The 18,926-nt window shown below is 44.2% G+C and carries 12 protein-coding genes; 2 read left to right on the top strand and 10 right to left on the bottom strand.

Annotated features, from left to right (window positions below):
• Positions 1–48: 48 nt before the first annotated feature.
• The 5 genes from HPY31_RS20805 to HPY31_RS20825 all read right to left on the bottom strand — a co-directional run bounded on the left by HPY31_RS20805 (position 49) and on the right by HPY31_RS20825 (position 7,171).
• Positions 49–576 (bottom strand): hypothetical protein, encoded by a 528-nt coding sequence (locus tag HPY31_RS20805; RefSeq protein WP_172142291.1) that lies wholly within the window; start codon positions 574–576, stop codon positions 49–51.
• A complete protein-coding gene (locus tag HPY31_RS20810; RefSeq protein WP_371811753.1) occupies positions 557–2,317 on the bottom strand; it encodes a sensor histidine kinase in 1,761 nt (586 codons plus the stop codon). Before HPY31_RS20810 ends, HPY31_RS20805 begins: the two co-directional genes overlap by 20 nt.
• A gap of 20 nt (positions 2,318–2,337) precedes the next feature.
• Positions 2,338–3,018 carry a response regulator transcription factor gene (locus HPY31_RS20815; RefSeq protein ID WP_172142293.1) on the bottom strand — a complete coding sequence of 227 codons (681 nt, stop codon included), beginning with the start codon at positions 3,016–3,018 and terminating at the stop codon, positions 2,338–2,340.
• A gap of 275 nt (positions 3,019–3,293) precedes the next feature.
• On the bottom strand, positions 3,294–5,864 hold the full coding sequence (locus HPY31_RS20820) for a winged helix-turn-helix domain-containing protein (protein WP_172142294.1): 2,571 nt from the start codon (positions 5,862–5,864) through the stop codon (positions 3,294–3,296).
• Between the two features lie 188 nt (positions 5,865–6,052).
• Positions 6,053–7,171, bottom strand: coding sequence for a hypothetical protein (locus tag HPY31_RS20825; RefSeq protein ID WP_172142295.1), 1,119 nt, complete (start codon positions 7,169–7,171; stop codon positions 6,053–6,055).
• A gap of 139 nt (positions 7,172–7,310) precedes the next feature.
• Here HPY31_RS20825 and HPY31_RS20830 point away from each other — a divergent pair, with 139 nt between their 5' ends.
• Complete coding sequence (locus tag HPY31_RS20830; RefSeq protein ID WP_172142296.1) at positions 7,311–8,384, top strand: RDD family protein; 1,074 nt, start codon at positions 7,311–7,313, stop codon at positions 8,382–8,384.
• Between the two features lie 47 nt (positions 8,385–8,431).
• Here the strand turns inward: HPY31_RS20830 and HPY31_RS20835 are convergent, their stop codons facing one another.
• The 4 genes from HPY31_RS20835 to brnQ form a co-directional block, all read right to left on the bottom strand.
• Positions 8,432–10,753, bottom strand: a complete 2,322-nt coding sequence (locus tag HPY31_RS20835; protein WP_172142297.1) for a S9 family peptidase — start codon at positions 10,751–10,753, stop codon at positions 8,432–8,434.
• A gap of 206 nt (positions 10,754–10,959) precedes the next feature.
• The gene (locus HPY31_RS20840) at positions 10,960–12,552 is read right to left on the bottom strand and encodes a sensor domain-containing diguanylate cyclase (protein ID WP_172142298.1); all 1,593 of its coding nucleotides are present in this window, start codon (positions 12,550–12,552) and stop codon (positions 10,960–10,962) included.
• Positions 12,553–12,723: 171 nt separating this feature from the next.
• Positions 12,724–13,371 carry a 2OG-Fe(II) oxygenase gene (locus HPY31_RS20845; protein ID WP_172142299.1) on the bottom strand — a complete coding sequence of 216 codons (648 nt, stop codon included), beginning with the start codon at positions 13,369–13,371 and terminating at the stop codon, positions 12,724–12,726.
• Positions 13,372–13,575: 204 nt separating this feature from the next.
• Positions 13,576–14,922: a branched-chain amino acid transport system II carrier protein gene (gene brnQ / locus HPY31_RS20850; protein ID WP_172142300.1), complete on the bottom strand. Its 1,347-nt coding sequence runs from the start codon at positions 14,920–14,922 to the stop codon at positions 13,576–13,578.
• A 626-nt stretch (positions 14,923–15,548) separates the two neighbouring features.
• Between brnQ and HPY31_RS20855 the strand changes: the two genes are divergently transcribed.
• Complete coding sequence (locus HPY31_RS20855) at positions 15,549–17,099, top strand: hypothetical protein (protein WP_172142301.1); 1,551 nt, start codon at positions 15,549–15,551, stop codon at positions 17,097–17,099.
• 287 nt (positions 17,100–17,386) lie between these two features.
• Here HPY31_RS20855 and HPY31_RS20860 read toward each other — a convergent pair whose 3' ends face one another.
• The gene (locus tag HPY31_RS20860; RefSeq protein ID WP_172142302.1) at positions 17,387–18,910 is read right to left on the bottom strand and encodes an Ig-like domain-containing protein; all 1,524 of its coding nucleotides are present in this window, start codon (positions 18,908–18,910) and stop codon (positions 17,387–17,389) included.
• Between the last annotated feature and the right edge of the window lie 16 nt (positions 18,911–18,926).

The raw sequence follows: 18,926 nt of genomic DNA on the forward strand, positions 1-18,926 counted from the left end.
GTTGCAAACAAAAAGAACCCCAAAAATGGGGTTCCAATTTAGCGGGTGTTATTTAAGGGTTAGCTCCTTCTCCCATGTCTTTTCATTGCCTTGCTCATTTTTAAAGACCAAGATCAATTTCCCCTTTTCCCCCTTCAACTGATCCTTGTAAAAGAAACCGGTAAACTGTCCATTGCCGCTAATGTAAAAGCCATTCCCACCAGAGATACCTTCTGTGTCGTTTTTGATCGCTTGCTCTATCGTGTTTACGATGTCAGTTTTCTCAGACTTCCACTGCATGCTAGCTAACGAATAGCCGGCAGGTAGCTGTTCAATAAAGAAATCGAAGCTATTCCCCTCGATGGGTTTCGGTTCCTGGTCGACCACGACGAGAATCTCTTTTTCCTGCTGTTCTGTGGCAATGTCTTTTACAACGTTCTCCGGTTGTTTCTCCGTGTTTTCTTTGTTTTCCTGAGGAACTTGCTGCGGCACTTGACCAGTCGATTCTGAAGGACCCGGTGTGCCACAAGCACTAGTAACGAGTGATAGAACCAATACAGCCAGTAAGCTTTTCATATTATTCTTTTTCAAATTCATTGTCATTTCCACCTTTGTTTTCATTTTCAACTAACGTGAAGGAAAAAGCGACTCCATTCACGGTATTTTCCGCACCATAATCACTGCCATGCAGATCGAGGATATGTTTACAGATCGCCAAGCCGAGACCCGTGCCGCCAGACTTCCGCCAGCGAGAGCTATCTACTCGAAAAAATTGCTCCCATATCCGCGTTAGTTGATCGTCTGGGATGTGCGCTCCTTCATTTTCAATTCGAAACCGGATGCACTCCCGCTCGCGTACCCCGGTAATCCGAATCTCACTTGATGGATTGGCGTGCCGGACTGCATTACCGAGTAAATTCACGATCACTTGCTCGATACGTCTTGGATCTGCCCATACGTTGATCTCTTCAGGTAAGTCAAGCCATAATCGTACCTGCTTGTTTGCCAGCTGTAGTTGAAAAGAAGCGGCTACGCGATGTATTATTTCCGATACGGGAAACGATTGTCTACGAAGCATAATGGCTTTGGCTTCGAATTTGGACAACTCCAGCATATCCATAATGAGCTCGTTCATCTTGTCGACTTCGCTTAAAATGACGTCCATGTATCGCTCCCGCTTTTCATGTGCGACATCATCTTTTAATCCTTCCGCAAAGCCCTTCACAATGCCAAGCGGGGTCTTGAGTTCATGAGAGATGTTTGCAATCAATTCTTTGCGAAGCTGCTCCATTTTTTCCTTATGCTCTAAATCCTCGCGAAGAGTGACATTGGCACTTTTCAGATCTTTTAATGTCTGATCCAGCTTACCAGCTAACGTATTCAGATGGCGAGAGAGCTCACCGAATTCATCCTGAGAATGAATCGAAGCAAGTTCTGTGAAGTCCAGATTAGCCATACGTGAAGCAGAATGACTCAACGTAACTAATGGTTGCGTGATGATCTTCGAAAAGACAAAGGAAAGCAGCAGTAAGATCACGAGGATGACTGGCGTCGCGTATAGGGAATAGCTGGTCAGCATACTTACCGCATCGCTCACTGGTTGCAACGTCGTCACCGCCAGGATATAATTCGCCCCGCCCTGATAGGAGAATCGATGAATCACGATGGCATAGTTTACACCACTCCATGGATCCGTCCACTTCCGCTGGATGAATGATCCACTTTTCATCTGTGTAATCTCGTCGGATTGCTGTGTCAGCCATGGTCCGATTTGATCCGCTACGAGAGAATCCTGATAAAAAGGGTTATGTGCCCGCTGCTGACCAGGCAGCATGAGTTCAGAAATAACAGCCGTAACCCGGGTAAGTCCATTTTCGGACACATTTGTGGATGGACTTTGCCTCGCAATCCGTATCGGCTTCATGATCGTATTGTTCTCATCCATATAGATTCCGTCGATGGTAATCGTGTCTCCAACATGGAGTCCTTCCGGAAGATCGGTGCTTTTCATTTCTTTTAGCGGTAAGGTAATCACTTGATTTTTATTTGCTACTTTTATTTCTAGAAAATAGGGGTCGAGATTCAATTGCCTGAGCTGCTCATCTACGATCGCGATGCTGGCATCTGTGCGATTCATCAATGTACCCACCAGCTTATCCAGCTTGTGCTTGTCGGGAGGGAGTTTAGCGTACTCATCTGGGAAGGATGCCATTGCTTGCGAGAGCTCGCTTACTTTCGCATGTAAATAAAAGCGCTCAAAGAAAAACTTTTCCCCTATCAATATCAAAGCGTAGAGCAAAAAGACAAAAACAAAAGTGGCGGCAAATAATTTTGTCACAACGTTTAGTCGAAGTCGTTTCATCGCTTTGCCTCAAACTTATATCCAAAACGGATCATCGTCTGAATCAGATGCTGCTCTGTATCCAACTTGGCCCGCAGTTTTTTCACGTGGGTATCAACGGTGCGATGGTCGCCAAAGTAGTCCATCCCCCAAACCCCATTCAATATGCTATCTCGGGACAAGACCGTCCCTTCATGCTTGATGAAGAACAGAAGCAGCTCATACTCTTTTGGTGTCAATGAAACCGGGACGCCGGCAATCGTGACAGTGTGAGCTCGTTTGTTTACCGTCAATGCTCCAAACTGAGCGATATCATCTCCCCTCCCGATGCTCCCCTCTGCTCTTTTCATCAGAGCCTTGGCACGGGCCACTAATACTTTTGGGCTAAACGGTTTGGTGACATATTCGTCTGCGCCAAGCTCAAAACCCATCAACTGGTCATCGTCGTCTACTCTTGCTGTAATGATCATGATGGGAATGTCGGATTGTTGGCGGATTTTTCTGCACACCGACCAGCCATCCATCTCGGGCATCATAATATCTAGCACAACTAAATCGACAGAGTGCAGAGCGAAAAGCTCCATCGCCATTTTACCGTGCTGTGCTTCGTACACTTCCCAAGCTTCTTTTTTAAAATAATCCGATACAAATTCACGTATGAGCTCGTCGTCCTCTACGAGTAACACTTTCCGTTTCATTTCCGCACTCCTTACTCGTGGTTGTGCATTTATTGCATAGATTACCAATTTATTGTGAAATTTACGAATCCGTATCTCACTGCCAACCTTGCTTTTACAAGATGAGTATAGATGGTTGATGTGACCGTTGTGTGTACATGAGATGGATTTACAAAGAAAACAAACACCCGAAACATGGCTTAGGCCACTGAAAGCATGCAAAACGAGCCTAAGATCGATTCCAGAGGCTCGTTTTCTTTCGTTATTTTGTTGATCTCCGTATAAGCAGGGTGATTCTATTGGTTGATCTCACTCTCTCTTAACCTGACGATTGCTTGTGCACGATTTTTCACCTGGAGCTTGCTAAAAATTTGATGCACATGCCCTTTTACCGTCCCCAGTGTGAGATGCAGCTTGTCCGCAATATCCGAATTCGATAACCCTTCACCGATCAGTGCCAGCACTTCCGACTCTCTTTCCGTCAATTTTTCCAATGCAGGGGATACCCGAATTTGAATATCAAGCGTAGGAAATTCCTTCTCCACACTTTTGAGCAGCATCGAAAGATAGGCCATCTCTTGCTTGGATACGTTTTTGCTTTTATAGAGTGAATAGAGCATTTTGGCAACGCCAGGGCCTTCATCCAAAAAAGTGCGTACATAGCCTTCTGGCGCGGCTAAGGTCACCGCCATGCGCATACACTCCATCGCTTCATGCTGCTGTTTTTGGATCATGTAAGCTTGGCTGAGCAGAAGAAAGGCTTCAATCCGACTCCCGAGCCGATCTTTTATTTCCGCCTCGTGCTTTAAGCTGGTTAGCAGCATGATAGCTGCACTGTCGTTTTTTAAATAGAGGTATACCCGGGCCAACGTCATTCGCTCAAATTCATGCCGGGAAGCGACAATATCTACATTCATTTTCGTATAGGGCTCGGCCCATTTTTCTATTTCTTCCCGTCGATTTTCTTCGATCCATAATCGGACGCGGAACGTTTCTACAAAAGACATCCAATGAGGAGGCGCATCATGCTGGCGGCATAGCGATGTGATTTCCTCCATGGACAGCCACATCTCGTCGTTACGGTGCTCTGCTTTTCTCCATCGAGCCAACGTCAGATAAACCGGAACCAATACACCGAAGTTCAAAGAGATCGTGCCTAACTGAATCGCACGAGGTACGAAATATTTCAACTGCTCAAAATCATTTTGCTCATAATAAAGCTCGCCCAAAACGATAGAACCGTAGGCCAATATCCCAAGACCACTGTGCTTCCAGATCGCCCTTAGCTTTGGATAGTATTCATTCACGTTAGACAAATACCCGCTCAAGGCCACACGACTGCGCAGGACGTATGGCTCATCCGAATTCAGTTCAATGCCGACGATGAAGTAGCGGCTAAATTTTGGCTTCATGTGAACGGATTCTTCCATATATTTGAGGGAAAGGTCTACATTTCCCCGCATCACTTCGATATATCCCCGAAGCACACACATTTCTACGCGGCAGTCGTCATAGCTCCCATGATTGATCCGAGTTGCTTCGTCAGCCAATTGAAGGAGGATTTCCGCCTGATCAATTTCATTGGACACAGCATGCAGCCAGGCAAAAGCAATGCACAGCTCGGGGGTGCTTTCCAACCAGGACGAATCAAAGTATCTCATCCATCTGCGAAGTGTAATATTTTCGTACTGTTTCAACATCCACGGCGCATGTGCGACGATCAAACGGCTTGCCCGGTTCCAATCTTTTCCGAGAAACGCATGCTCAGTCGCCTCCATGATCCACCCGTGACTTTCAAACCAACCGCTCGCAGAGATATGTAGAGCAGGAAGCAGTTCGTTATATGTTTTCCTTACATGGGAAAGCAGAAGATCTGCGAACAAATGGTGATAACGATACCACTCATTTACGCCATCCAGCGCGATCACAAATGAATTCGTTCGCTCCAGCATGCGAAGGATGTCGTGAGCGTCCGGCTCTCCGGTAACAGCTGCGCATAAATCGCCTGTCAGACGCGGCAGGATGGCCGTTTTCAGCAAAAACATCTGCACCTTTTCTGGATGCCGTTTCAATACTTCTTCCGTCAAATATTCCCCGACGTACTTGTCGTTACCGGAAAAATGATGAATGACCTTAGACGCTTCGGGCTTTCCTTGCATGGACAGCGCTGCTAACTGCAAACCGGCCACCCATCCCTCCGTTCGTTTGCTTAGTAAGCCAATGGCTTGTGCTGACAAACTCAGGCCCAGTTGCTCACAGAATAAGCGCCGGCACTCCTCCTCATTGAACCGAAGAGTGTCTGAGCCCAGTTGCTTCAACTGTTTGCGAACGCGTAGACGGTGTAGGGCAAAAGGAGGCTCTTCCCGCGTAATCAGGACGACATGCATGTAGAAGGAAGCATGCTGGATCAGTGTCTGCAATCCTTCATGAATAGAAGGCTCCTTTATGAGGTGGTAATCGTCCAATACCAGATAAAAATCACGTTCAAATCCCGCAATTTCTTCGAGTAATACGGACATCAACTGCTCAGCAGAAGCCGTGTACTGTGGGTGAAGCACCGAGGAAGATTCTTTGCCCACGCCTTCCTGTGCCATATCAATTGCCCTAGCAAAATATCGCCAAAAGCGCACGGGATCATTATCTGATTCATCCAGGGAGATCCAACCGGTCGGTTTGCCGGAATTTTGCGTCCATTGACTGACTGCAGTCGTTTTACCGAAACCGGCTGGCGCACACACGAGAATCAATCTTGCGGCGCCAGCGTCATCGATTTCTTTCCATATCTGATGCCGAAGTAACAAGTCCGAACCATACTTCGGAACATGAAGCTTGGTTGCGATAAGTGGACTGTACGTTAATAAATCCATACGCATCTCCTGCCTAGAAGTAAAATGACATTCATGAAGGAAACATGGAGCGTAGCCTTTCTATCGATGACTGGACGCGTATTGAGGTTGGCTAACGGGGGAAAATGGGATCATATAATGATAGGAAATATTGCTCAGATTAAAGATACAGCAAAGTCGCTCCTGGGTGGGTATTTTTTTTATGAAAGTCATCTAAGCATTCTGTTGATTCGTCTGGCTTCTATCGCAACCTTTTTACTGTACAGCCTTTTAAGCCGTTTGAGTTGCAGCACCTTGGCACATTGGTGCGCCTTTCTCAAAACGTTCTTGCTGTAGTTGTTTGTCGCTTTCAACATCTGATCAGCCCAGTGGTACGCTTCTCTAGCCAAAACCTCGTTGCTATCCTTTGCCTGCCAGCTGATATCCAACAAGGTCTCGCTCAAGCTTCTGCCCAAACCGGCACTCCTCCAGGAAGAAAAGAGTTTGAGCTCTGGTTCGCACTGCTTGACGCTCGCAAAAGCCTGGACCCAATCCTGTTTGAACAAATGGATTTCGGCGATTTTTAACCAAAGGAATACTTTATCAAACGAATCTTCCTGCTCCGGGAGATCTAGTGTGAGATAGTGAAGTGCCTTGTCGTACTCTTCTAATTGTTTTGCCTGATGATACAGCAGAGAATAATTCTTTTTGTCAGAGCCGAGCTGCTCCTCTAGCTTCTCCAGTAATTTTCTGGCTTCTGCCATGTTACCGAAATCACAGGCTCTGTCCATTAACGTAATCAAGGACTCATCCTCGGGATTGGCGGGGTAATTCCTCGCCTTGGATTGAAACCATCGCTCCATATGTTCAGCCGAATACATCGTTGCCAGCTCCTCTTTCTTATCCTGAAAGAAAGAGCTGATTCGGCACAGATCGTTCTCTTCGATATATGTGATCGCCTCTTCAATCCCAGCCGAAATGATATACTCGGTATCAAAACCATAATAGGTATCAAAATTGCTTAATTTTGCCTGCTCAAACAGTGGGATATGGCTAACATCCTTATACTTCGCCAACAGGTAAGCCACGATGTCCATCGATTCATGTAATCCCTGATACGGATGAAACTTATGCATCTCAATCTCTTGGCTCATCAAATAGTACAGGAGCTCCTTGTCTGCTTCTGTCACAGTCTGATCGTATTGAAGCTGAACGATCAGCGCGTATCTTTTCAGCCCGTTTTTGTCATAACCATAGGCATCCTTACATTTGCTATATGCAAAAGAACCCCAAAGGTCTTTGGAATGTTTGATCAATGGCAATTGCTCGGGTATTTGGTGGATTTCCATATGCTATTCTCCTCTCCCCTGCATGGGATAGCCGCGTGCCTTACTTATCTTTTCCCATTCTAATCGTCTACAATTGACAATACAATTTTCAAAATGGTTAAATGTAATATGTTTACATTTCTTCAGGAGGTGCACAAAATTGGAGCAACAACCACCATCATCATCGGTACCGACAGAGTTTTCTCCGCTTGCCCAGCAGGAACCACCCAAAAACATGGGAGATTTATCGAAATCGTACGACAGGGCGACGATTTTTTTTATGAGATGGGGAGCCCATGTTCTTGATTATATTCTTCTCGCTTGTTTTCTAACCGGCTTTCTCTCGTTTGGGGTTTCCATCACCAACGACGTCTACAGTCTCTTTTTCTTCATCTTAGCCGCGATTATCCTATGTTCTTATTATGTACTGTTAGAAGGACTTACCGGATATACGATCGGAAAATTTACGTTCCGCATCATTGCTGTTAATGCAGAAGGTCGACCACCGGGGTTATGGAAATCATTTATCCGTTCCCTCATTCGTCTATTCGAAACAAACGTATTTCTTCTAGGCGGATTGCCAGCCGGTATCAGTGTGTTGGCTTCCGACAAAAAGCAACGGTTAGGCGACCTGGCAGCGAATACATACGTCGTGAAAGTGAAGGATCTGAACAACGTCAGCAAAAAGCAAACAACCGTACTCGCTATTGTCTTTTCCATCGTAGCCGTTTTATCCATCATTGGTATGATTTTGGGGATAATCAATTTCGCATCAAGAACGCCTACCGAAGAAATTTTCTATAGCAAGGATAAACAGTTTCAAATATCGGCCCCTTCGGATTGGAGCAAGGATTCATCCCTTCACGATGAAGCTGATATCGAAATCTCCAATCGTATTCGCGAAAAGTATTTATTGGTACTGTCAGAATCGAAACAGGATGTAGATAGTTCATTCACGCTTCAAGAATATGCCCAAGTCATTGAAGCAAACCTTCAAGAGGCAGTCGATCATGTATCCATTGATAAACAGATTCGTACTGTAGTCGACAACCAGGTGGCCATCCAATTCAATGCCAAAGGCGAAGTAGACGGCATTAAGGTCGCTTATATTGTGACACTAGTCGAAACGCCTACACATTTTCATCAAATCATGGCTTGGACAGAAGAAAAAAGATTTGCGTCCCTCAAGCAAGAACTGCAAAAGGTCAGTGCAAGTTTTCGCGAGGTAAAATAGTGACAGAACATAGAAGCCACCTTCATCAGGTGGCTTCTTTTCTCGCACTACTTTTCTATCGGCTCTTTATCACTGGCCTTTTTGTTGGCTATTTGATTTCCCCATGGCGGTTCTGCTCTCATCAAGTGCCGTATAAAATAATCCCATTTTCTGCGGATAAAGTACGGCTCCATAGAAAATCCGTGATGTCGGTTGGGCAAAATCAACATGTCAAAGTCTTTATCGGCTTTAACCAATGCATCCACCATCCGAATCGTTTGGGAAGGATGCACATTATCATCCATATCGCCACTCACCAGCAAGAGCTTTCCTTCCAGATTCGCTGCTAGACGAGCATTGTCTTGATCTCTGTACAAGTCCGGATCATACAATCCTTGATAGCGTTCTGCCCATGCTGCTATATACAGCCGTTGATCATGATTCCCACACACGGAAACAGCAACCTTGTAACAGTCAGGAAATGAGAGCATGGCCCTTGCCGAAGCGTAGCCTCCTCCTGACGAGCCCCAGATGCCTACCCGGTCAACATCCACATACGGGTAGCGCTCAGCCAATTGCCTTACCGCTATCACATGGTCAAGCAAGCCTCCTGCTTCCTCCAGCTTTCTGTCTGAGATGTCATGGAACGCTTTCGAACGATAAGGTGTTCCCATTCCATCCAGGATCATTACGATAAAGCCCAACTGCGCTAATGACTGTCCACCCCCCAGCGGGTCATGGCTTCGGCCCGGATCGAGCGCGAAAGCTTTCGGTGTGATGATGATCTGTGGTCCCCCGTAAATGTAATCGACAACCGGATACTTCCGGGAAGGATCAAACGGGAATGGACGCAGCATCACCCCATACAGATCGGTCACGCCGTCTCGTGCTTTGACGGTAATCCTTTCTGGAAATTGGTACCCCATCTCGAGCAGCATTTCCACATCAGCGTACTCCAATTCTCGAATGAGGCTGCCATCTACCGAGCGGAGAACAGTTACTGGCGGTAAATCAACTCGCGAAAACGTATCGACGAAATACTTCATAGTGGGAGAAAACACAACATCATGCTCTGCATCTTCAGGCGTTAGCAACGACAAACCGGTTCCATCCAGACGAACGCGATACAAGTGTTGATAATAAGGATCGCGTCCTTCCTCAAGCCCCCCTCCAGTGATGTACACCCATCCCTGCTGCTCGTCCACTGCCATCAGCCTACGTACCGTCCAGGGGCCCGATGTGATCGGATTGCGAATCTCTCCCGTTTTGCCATCGCAATGGTAGAGGTGACTCCATCCATCACGCTCTGAATGCCAGATGAACGAGCCATCAGCCAATAATCGAATATTCGGATTAGATGCTCCGAGATTATGCAGGTCTTGGTTCAAAAACGTATCGCTTTGTTCCCGCAGTAACGTGCAAACCTCACCAGTGCAAGCATCCGCTACGGAAAAGTCGACAGAACGGGCATCACGGGACATCCGGGTGATATAGATCTGTTTACTGTCGGATGACCATCCGGCCATTTGCATCCCCGGAGTGAGGGGGGAAACTGGGCATGCCTGTAAAGGCTCGCTTTCAATTCGGACTGTGGTTCGCCTTTCCAGATGACAGATGACCAGCTCTGCCAATGGTACATGTTGATCCCCAACTATTGGATAACGGTACGAGTGCAGTACTGGTCTGGCCCCGTCCCCTTTTGGAACAGATTGGATCAGATGCATCTCGCGCACCTTTCTTTGGTCAAGCCTATGGGTCAGCAGCATCTTGGAATCGGGTGACCAAATCACCACTGGCGGAAGCTTAATGCCTTTCAATCGCTCCGCCACGGTCGAGAGCCTACATTCAGGTTGGGTTCCATAATCATAGTAAGCCTGGCCGTCATAGGTAAGCCTGATACGCCTTCCGGTTTCGAGTGATCGAACATACAAGTTGTGATCATAAACGAACGCCACCCATTTTCCATCTGGAGACGGCAGTTCATCCATCGACGGCTTTTTAAAATGATCGATGGGCTTGCAGCTGTATTCCTGTAAATCACACTTCCAAGCCGTACCGTCCATCTCAAACTGGAATGCCGATCCACTCTCGGTAAACATAAGTTCCCCAAGTGGCAATGTTTCTGCGCTATACGTTTTGCCTGCACTACCTGACAAACAGACAGCTAATCGTTCGTGATCGAATGCTGGCTGACTCGTATTCTGTTCAGCATCCACAATCACATATTGCCTGCCAGTACCCTTTTCCAGACGTAGTTCACGGACGTACCAGAACTGATTCCCACTGATCCAGTTTGGCCTGACAAAAACATTGAATATTGCATCGTAATAATTAGCGGGATGCAAGCGTTGTGCCCTCTCATACTGTTCCCATGTGACAACATTCTCCATGCCAATCCCTCCTCTTCAAAGTGAGATACAAGAATCGTGTGCTTCACATTTTTGAGCAACATTTTTCCTTAATTATCCATTTATTACATACATACGTAAAGAGCGCGATAATATATCTGCAAATTTACTATTTTAGCACCTGACACGTGAAATTTTTTCCAAGAAGAAAGAGGCGATCTCTCGCCTCTTCGCTCCTAACATAGATTTTATTCCGCTTCCGCTATCATGGTTTGGTTCCTACCCGCCCTCTTCGCCTTGTACATGGCCTCGTCAGCTACATGCAGCAGACCTTCAGGAGAAACAGCATGAGAAGGATAGTGCGCGATGCCTTGTGACACGGTTAGTGGCTGCCCGATTGGGTTTGTCCGTGTTTCTAGGGCACGACGTATTCGTTCGGCCACCTGGTAGGCCTCCTCCAAACCAGCATGAGAAACGAGGACAACAAATTCCTCACCGCCAAAGCGGCAGCTGACATCATCAGGCCGAAGTGAGGAAGAAATAATTGTCGCAAAATGCCTCAACACTTCATCTCCAGCCTGATGACCATATGTGTCATTAATGGCTTTAAATCGATCAAGGTCCATCATCATAATAGAAAAGGGGATTTGCTCCGCTATCCATTTTTGCATGGTTTCCTCGAGCGTTCTTCGGTTCGTTAGCCCTGTCAAAGGATCTGTTCGAGCGTCATGGGCCAATTGCTCCGTCTTCTTTTTGATATTGGTTAAGGCAAAGCGAATGGCACGAGATAACAGCTCAGCCTCCCGATTCCAATGCTGGCTACCCTCTGAGAGTTCCACCTCTTGTCTCCCGGCCTTACTCACAAGATTGGCCAAAGATACGAAGGGTTTGGCTATTTTGCGCGCAAGTCCGATCACAACCAGCATTAATAATAAAAAGGAAGGCAACATATACAACAAAACGGATTGAATATCACGATTTAATTGTTCTTGAACAACACTGATAGGTGACACGACAACGACACCCCAGTCATTCGCTGGAACCTTTACGTACGCGGCTAATACCTTCTGTCCCCTCAAGTTGACGATTTGTTCATAGCCACTTATCCCTTGGATTAGCTTGCGTACGGCTGGATTGGCACTGATATCCTCTCCAATCCGCTTTGTATCACGGTTGAACAACAAATGACCGTTTGATCCCACGATGTAAAAAGATGAACCTAGTTCGTCTGTTGGGTTGCTCCCAAGGATCGTATTTAAAATGTTCTCTTCTTGAAGATAAATCGTTCCTCCGATAAACCCACGGTAAATTCCGTCCTTATCGAAAATAGGCTGGCTAATAAGCAAAATGAGACGATTCGAATGTGCAGTAATATATGGAACAGAAATATATGGCTTTTTTAGTGCCAATATCTTTTTTCCTTCTTCCATTCTCAAATATGTTCCTGTAGTACCAATTGATTTGGGAGACACACTTCGAACAAGCCCGGTTTCATCCACCACGATAATCGAATTAAAATAGTTGTTTGTGCGACGTATCAATTCAATCTTCGCATGGATTTCATCGGCATCCATCCCATTCATATCGGAAAAGATGCTCGCCGAATACTGTAAGCTACTCCGCATGGATTTTATCAAAGCGTCTATGGTGTGACTCATTTTGAGTGCACTTGTGTGATTTAGGGTCAACGTCGTGTTAATCAGTGCCTGTTTTTTGGATTGATAGAATGAGATAAGGAGGATGGTGACGGTCAGAACAACAGATAAGGAGACTAGTCCTGTTAAAAGTGTCACCAGGCTAATCCTTTTCGGGCGGTTTGCTCTTTTTTGTAAGACAGGCATTGGATGCCCCCTTGTATTTGGCATATAACTATTATGCAACAAATAAAAAATAGTCTAACACTTGATAATATTCATTTCAAGTATACAAGAAAGTTCAAGCAGCCGACCTTGGCCTGGGGACATAAAAAAGCCACCTTTATCAGGTGGTAGTTTCACATCGTCCATCATCATCTAGGAGACCCGAAAGCTCTGTCTTCTCATCCACATTGTTGCAACCCACTTTTCTCCACGGATCACTTGTGCACCTGCATGCAAAGTAAGCTCGTTTACTTCTTGATTTCTATAAAAATATTCAAAGTAGACAGCCATACCTTTAGTGGGAAAAATAGATAAATGAAGCAAAGGGAACACCGTTTCTCCGCCTTGTTCCACATCATTCAAATACATCACGAGCGTACTAATGCGATTGTTCGTACTTGCGCGACTTGTTTCTGCAAAGAAATCATAATGAGGTTTATATTCTTGGCCAGGAGTATATCGTAGAACTTGCAAGCCATCACCATGCTCAATCGGAATGTTCATGATTTGAGAGATTCGCTTCTCAATCCTTGTAATTGTCTCCGTCTGCTCGCAGAACACCCCGCTGCTCGTTCGAATAGAATTGACTGAACGATCTTCGCCTATTTTTGAGCGTTGCAATCGTTCTCTGGAATGTTCAATTAGCTCATCGCATTCGCTATCGCTAAGCACATTTCCTAACACGACAACCAGCGGTTCCTCATACTTGGCAAGAATTCGAATCTCTCGATCTTCTGTCTTGATCCTATTTCCAGTCTGAACAAATATCGTCCGTTCTTTCCTTGTCGTGTGCCCCATCATCGCTATGCACCCCATATATATGACATCCGTCGCAAAAAACAGAATACCATAAAATGGGTAATGAAAACCCGCAGACTTCAGAAAAATCAAAATTTTTTTCAACGCCCTCATCATAAACAAAACCCGTCTCCTATATGTGAAGAGACGGGTTTGCCCTATTGAAAGCATCTTCTAAGTGGCATGTGTCTGTATGAAAGGTTATTTTCATGCTTCCTTTTGTTTTTGAACGTGGTACATATTCTTTCGGAATACACTGATCATGTATCCGCATACCCCACCTATAATAGAAGGCAACAGCCAGCCCAAACCAACGTCATACAGGGGAAGGTACTGAGAAAAATAATGATAAACAAAACTATTTTCGACTCCAGCAGCCTTCAAGCCATCAAACAGACTAATCAGAAAAGTGAAAAACAAACTTCCTTGATACACTTCTGGTCTCCCATTGAATGCTTTGTGCAGAAACGTCAAGAAGAGTAACGAGATCGCAATCGGGTACATCGTCATTAAGATCGGAACGGAGACCTTAATGAGTTGCGTTAATCCAATATTAGCAACGAGTGTACTGAAAACAGACAAAATAACCGCAAATTTTTTGTAAGAGATCTTTGGAAACAACGAATGAAAAAAAGTAGAGCAAGCTGTAATAAGCCCTACACTTGTCGTCAAACATGCCACTGTAATCATTAATCCCAATAAAATGGCACCATAAGAACCAAAGTAGTAATTGGAGACTTTTGCCAAAACCTCAGCGCCATTTTCTAAGTAGCCCAGCTTTTCTACACTAGAGGCACCCATAAAGGAAAGTGCGGTATAAAAAAGTGCGAGGAGTAAACCGGCTATCATTGTTGCCTTTGCGCACGTAGCCAAAACTCGTTTTTTGGCAGTAACCCCTTTTTCTTTAATTGCATTCACAATGATCATTCCAAAAACAAAAGCTACAAGCGCATCCAAGGTCAGATACCCTTCTTGAAAACCCTTGAAAAATACATGGGATGTGTAATCTGCTTGCGGGGCTTGAAGGGCTCCAATTGGATAGATAATAGCCGTTATCGCAATAATTCCGATAAATGTTAATTTAATCGGAGTTAAGATTTTTCCGACTACATGGATAATTTTCATAGGATTGAGCGATAAGAAGCAGGCAATGGCAAAAAACAGGATGGTAAACAGAATCAGTGGTGCCGGACCTGCCTGTTCTGATAGAAAAGGCTTTATCCCAATATCAAACGATACATTGCCGGATCTAGGTATCGCAAAAAACGGACCGATTGCTAGATACAGAACAATCGTGAATACCATTCCGAATACGGGATGCACGCGACTGGCCAAGGAGCGCAAGTCGTCTGCTCCCGAAAAAACAAAGGCTGTGATCGCTAGTAAAGGCAACCCAACCCCTGTAACCAAAAAGCCTGCATTGGCTATCCATACATTTGTTCCTGCTAATTGGCCAAGCATTGGCGGAAAAATTAAATTACCCGCTCCAAAAAACAAAGCAAATAACATGAATCCGATCGTAACGACAAAAGAAACTGGCGCTTTCTGTGACACAATAATCCTCCTAATTGTTCTCTATCTCTCAATCATAAATGTTCGTTCAGATGACTGCTTACCCAACCCTCATTTATTCATTCTGATACTATACTCCAAATAAACATTCTTTTCAAACACACCATATTTCAAAGTACCGCTCGCAAGCTTACATCCCTGATACAGTTTACTACAAGTACCCCCATATCGCATCTGGAAGTACCTTCCCTAGAAACCAAAGCATCAAGGACTTTAAAAATATTTCAGAAAATATTTATTTTTCTTAACTTGAAATCAATTAGCAATATTCCTTATAATTACATTCAAGCCTATTAATTCCACTCTACTAGAAAGGAGGTGTACACTCATGAAAAAGGTCGTAAAAGTAGCAGTAAACAAGAACAAACAAGTGCAAGAAATGAAAGCATTGAAATGGCGCGTAGTTGTTGATGTTTGCTTGTAAGAGAGTCAAAAAGCATACATGATTTCCATAAATGATAAAAGGTAGGAAGGAGGGAATTGCCCATGAAAAAGGTAGTGAAAGCACAACTTTCTAACAATCAAAACGTTCAAGAAATGAAATTGCTTTTCCATCCCATTATGACACTTGCGTGTAAAAAGTAATCGATCGTTCAAGAGCACCTCGTGTGCTCTTGAATTTTTTACATAAGGTTCTCGCTTTCCAGGCAGTAAGCAAACATGACGGGACGGTGCAGATTATGAACCAAGCGGTTTTGTTGGAAAGATACCATCAGTTGAGAGAACTTGCCGAGGATCCAGACACATGGCTAGAATCAGAGATCGGTTCCGATCTTTGGGTGGATGGAATTAACGTATTTTTAACGGTATCACCAGAGGATTTCATTGAGGGACTTGAGCGATTCGAGAGTAGCTATGGTTTTAAGAGCGATGAAATGGTAAGCACGATTCTTCAATTTCAACGTTATTGTAGAGAAGCATCTGCGGATGGTGAATTTCCTTTATACCAGGCTCTAGCAGTTGGGATGACCTGGTTGAGCTTACAGCCTCAAATAAACGGCGGCTATTTCAACCTGCCTGTTCAAATTACCAATCACTCCATCGCTTTGTTGTTAAGCCCAACCTACTTAGCTGTTTGGGCACATAGTTACAATGAAGGCATTGGATTATACTTAGATTTACATTCGACGCTACCCACGTTATTCCGACCCGAGCATGGACGGATCTATCAAAATGCAGGATCGTATTTGGAGGGAACGCACATCAAGTTTCCTTTTCAAAATTACTTCCACGAAATTGCTCATATCCTCTTCTTCCATGACGTCTATCAACGTGTACTAGGGAGCGTAGACGAATGTAGAAGCTACTGGACACATATCGAAGCATGCATTTACGGACTTGAGGAGCAGGTGCTCGCTGAAATGATGGAAGTCCAACCAGATTTGCACGCCATCGATGATGGATTCGGAAGCAGTAAAGGTTTCGAGGATTTCATCTCTTATCGCTTTGGAATTCTTGGTGCTCAAGAGGACCATTCGATACCAAAAGATACGGTTCGTACTTACATTAAAAGAAACATGCAATTAGGCGAAGCGAATGAGAACATCCCTGATAATGAGGTAAAAGCGAGGATTCTTGCTAGTCATAAGCTAGATGAGGAACGATTAGAAGACCTCGATACTCACTGCAAGGCATTTGCTACGGCATTGCAGGTACATAGCTTGTGGGGAATCAAAAGCTATCAACGAAACTCGATTCCAGCGTTTCGTGAAGTGGTAGAGCTACTCTCCCCTGATGCGTACTGTCTGCAAAAACTTGAAGAATCTATGCGACCAGATTCATGGGGGACATTAGAGGATTTGTTATCAAAAAATCCGTTCGATGAGATATGCTCGCAAACAAGGGAAAAGAATATTCAAGTATGGAACTTGCGTGATACCCTGTCTCGCTTGGCAGAAATGCGCGGTTATTTGGCAAACGCGAATGAACCTGGTTACGGTGAGACCAATCAAGAGCTATTTCAGATCGCAAATCGTTTAGCTAGAGTCATTCACGAGAAGAAACAAAAAGAGGGCCCGGAAGAGCAGCTTGAGAGCCAATACGCGGACATGAAACGAGAAATTAGCGAAGCATTAAACCGATTGCCTAACGTGGAAGTACGCGACCACTTGCACAATCTTCTCTCCAAACCCTATTACTTTGTGTTAGAGCCCAATTAATAGCTGATGATGAGTCAAAGACCGGCGATATTTCCTATGTTGGTCTTTGTTTTTTTATGTATACATATCCCACGTGTTCAGAGAAAATAAAGTATTAGACTGATGTTGTTGATTTGTTGCTATTACTGTCTAAGAAAGCTCTTTACCTTAGAAAAATAGGTATTAGACTATTCAATCCTTCCATACAAAAGGCCAGTCAAAACACAAAAATAAAGTGTTAGACTGGCCTGGTTTATTGAGCTATCGAAACCCCATAACTTAAATAATATGGCTGGATGTATGATGTTTTACTGTTGCACAGGTTCGATGTTAACAATCATATCGCGATACGTTGCAGCCCTTTGCTCCTTTTTCCCATCCCCTGTCTCAAAAAACACTTGAACAACCGCTCGTACAGTCTCTCCCGTATCATTTGTTTTCAGTAGAATGGCACGCCGATGATCTTTTGTTATTCTTATATATTTTTGCCCAGTTTCTCCAAATACCCATGACACTCTGATAGATACTTCTTTATTTGGTATCATGCCATCCTTAAGTTGTACGATCCTGTCTGTAATGTCTTCTCCAGCGACCACTTCAGGTGTAATCGTTGCATCATCATTGTACTTTAACATTTCTTTTCTGATTATATCAAATGCAATTTCGTCAACGATTATACCATCTAGTCTCTTTTGAACATCTTCCCTAGATTTAAAAGGTAATTGCTCAACCGTTGCAATCATTTTCCTATAGACGAAATATTTTATATCCTCCGATAGTTGCTCAAAATCTTGAGGAAAATCAAGATACAATGCAGGTGAATTCAACGCTTCCCTCATCAATTCAATGCCGATCATATGTTCACTTTCTTCTCTGGAATCTTGCCAATTTTGCACATGGATTGCATTAATTTTTGCCAAAGCCTTAGCAACTTCGTCATCATCAAGGTTAATTACTCTGACCGTAAGCGTAGTACTTCTTCCACCATAAGATATCGTAACATTCGTGCTTCCTTCTTTTACTCCCGTTACCGTCCCTTCGAACACAGTGAAGAGCGTTTTATCTTCTGGCGTCCACTCTGCTACTGCTGAAACGGCAGATACCCTTTTGTCATTAAATATTGCCTCTACATATACATACTCGCTCTTGCCAACCGGCACTTCAATTGATTTCTGGCGAAGTACCAATTTGGAAGGCTCTTTGCTTAGTTGGACTTTTACATACATCTTGACAGTTTTTCCGCCGAAACTCGCGCTTACGCTTGCTGTTCCAGGTTTCAATGCGGAAATCAAACCTGCTTCTACAGTAACTATTTTGGTCGATGATGGAGTCCAAGTTGCTTTATCAGTGACAATTTCTGTAGTTCCATCCTTATAAAACACTTTCAATTCCACTTGCTGTTGTTTATACTCTTCCAACTCAATTCTTTTACTATCCAATATTTCTAGTTTGCTAATTTCCTTGGTTTCTGTGACTTTTACACTTAACGTGGCCAATTTATTTTGGTATTTAGCTTTTATGGTTGCAGTCCCCGGTGCTATCGCTACGATCTTTCCATTCTCAATAGTTGCCACTCTCGGTTTGCTGCTTGTCCACACTGCCTTATCATTTACCAATTCAGTCGTTTTATCTGTATAGACAGCATTCAAATCAAGCTGTTGTACCGTATTTTTTATCATTGATACTTTATTGCTACTTACGGTCAGGGATTTTATCTTTTTTTCTACACTTTCTTCTGCTGAAACTTTACTTATTGTTCCAAGCAATCCGGCTGTTTGTGCACCAAACATAAAGATAGATGCTGATACGATAATGGCTAAAAACCGTTTCATCTTAACTCTCCTAAGT

The organism is Brevibacillus sp. HB1.3, from assembly GCF_013186635.1.
In the GTDB taxonomy this organism is placed as follows: domain Bacteria; phylum Bacillota; class Bacilli; order Brevibacillales; family Brevibacillaceae; genus Brevibacillus; species Brevibacillus brevis_D.

Excerpts from the sequence above, each read along its gene's own strand:
- HPY31_RS20805 (WP_172142291.1), bottom strand. The coding sequence starts at position 576 with ATGAATTTGAAAAAGAATAATATGAAAAGCTTACTGGCTGTATTGGTT.
- HPY31_RS20815 (WP_172142293.1), bottom strand. The coding sequence starts at position 3,018 with ATGAAACGGAAAGTGTTACTCGTAGAGGACGACGAGCTCATACGTGAA.
- HPY31_RS20820 (WP_172142294.1), bottom strand. The coding sequence starts at position 5,864 with ATGGATTTATTAACGTACAGTCCACTTATCGCAACCAAGCTTCATGTT.
- HPY31_RS20825 (WP_172142295.1), bottom strand. The coding sequence starts at position 7,171 with ATGGAAATCCACCAAATACCCGAGCAATTGCCATTGATCAAACATTCC.
- HPY31_RS20835 (WP_172142297.1), bottom strand. The coding sequence starts at position 10,753 with ATGGAGAATGTTGTCACATGGGAACAGTATGAGAGGGCACAACGCTTG.
- HPY31_RS20840 (WP_172142298.1), bottom strand. The coding sequence starts at position 12,552 with ATGCCTGTCTTACAAAAAAGAGCAAACCGCCCGAAAAGGATTAGCCTG.
- HPY31_RS20845 (WP_172142299.1), bottom strand. The coding sequence starts at position 13,371 with ATGATGGGGCACACGACAAGGAAAGAACGGACGATATTTGTTCAGACT.
- HPY31_RS20860 (WP_172142302.1), bottom strand. The coding sequence starts at position 18,910 with ATGAAACGGTTTTTAGCCATTATCGTATCAGCATCTATCTTTATGTTT.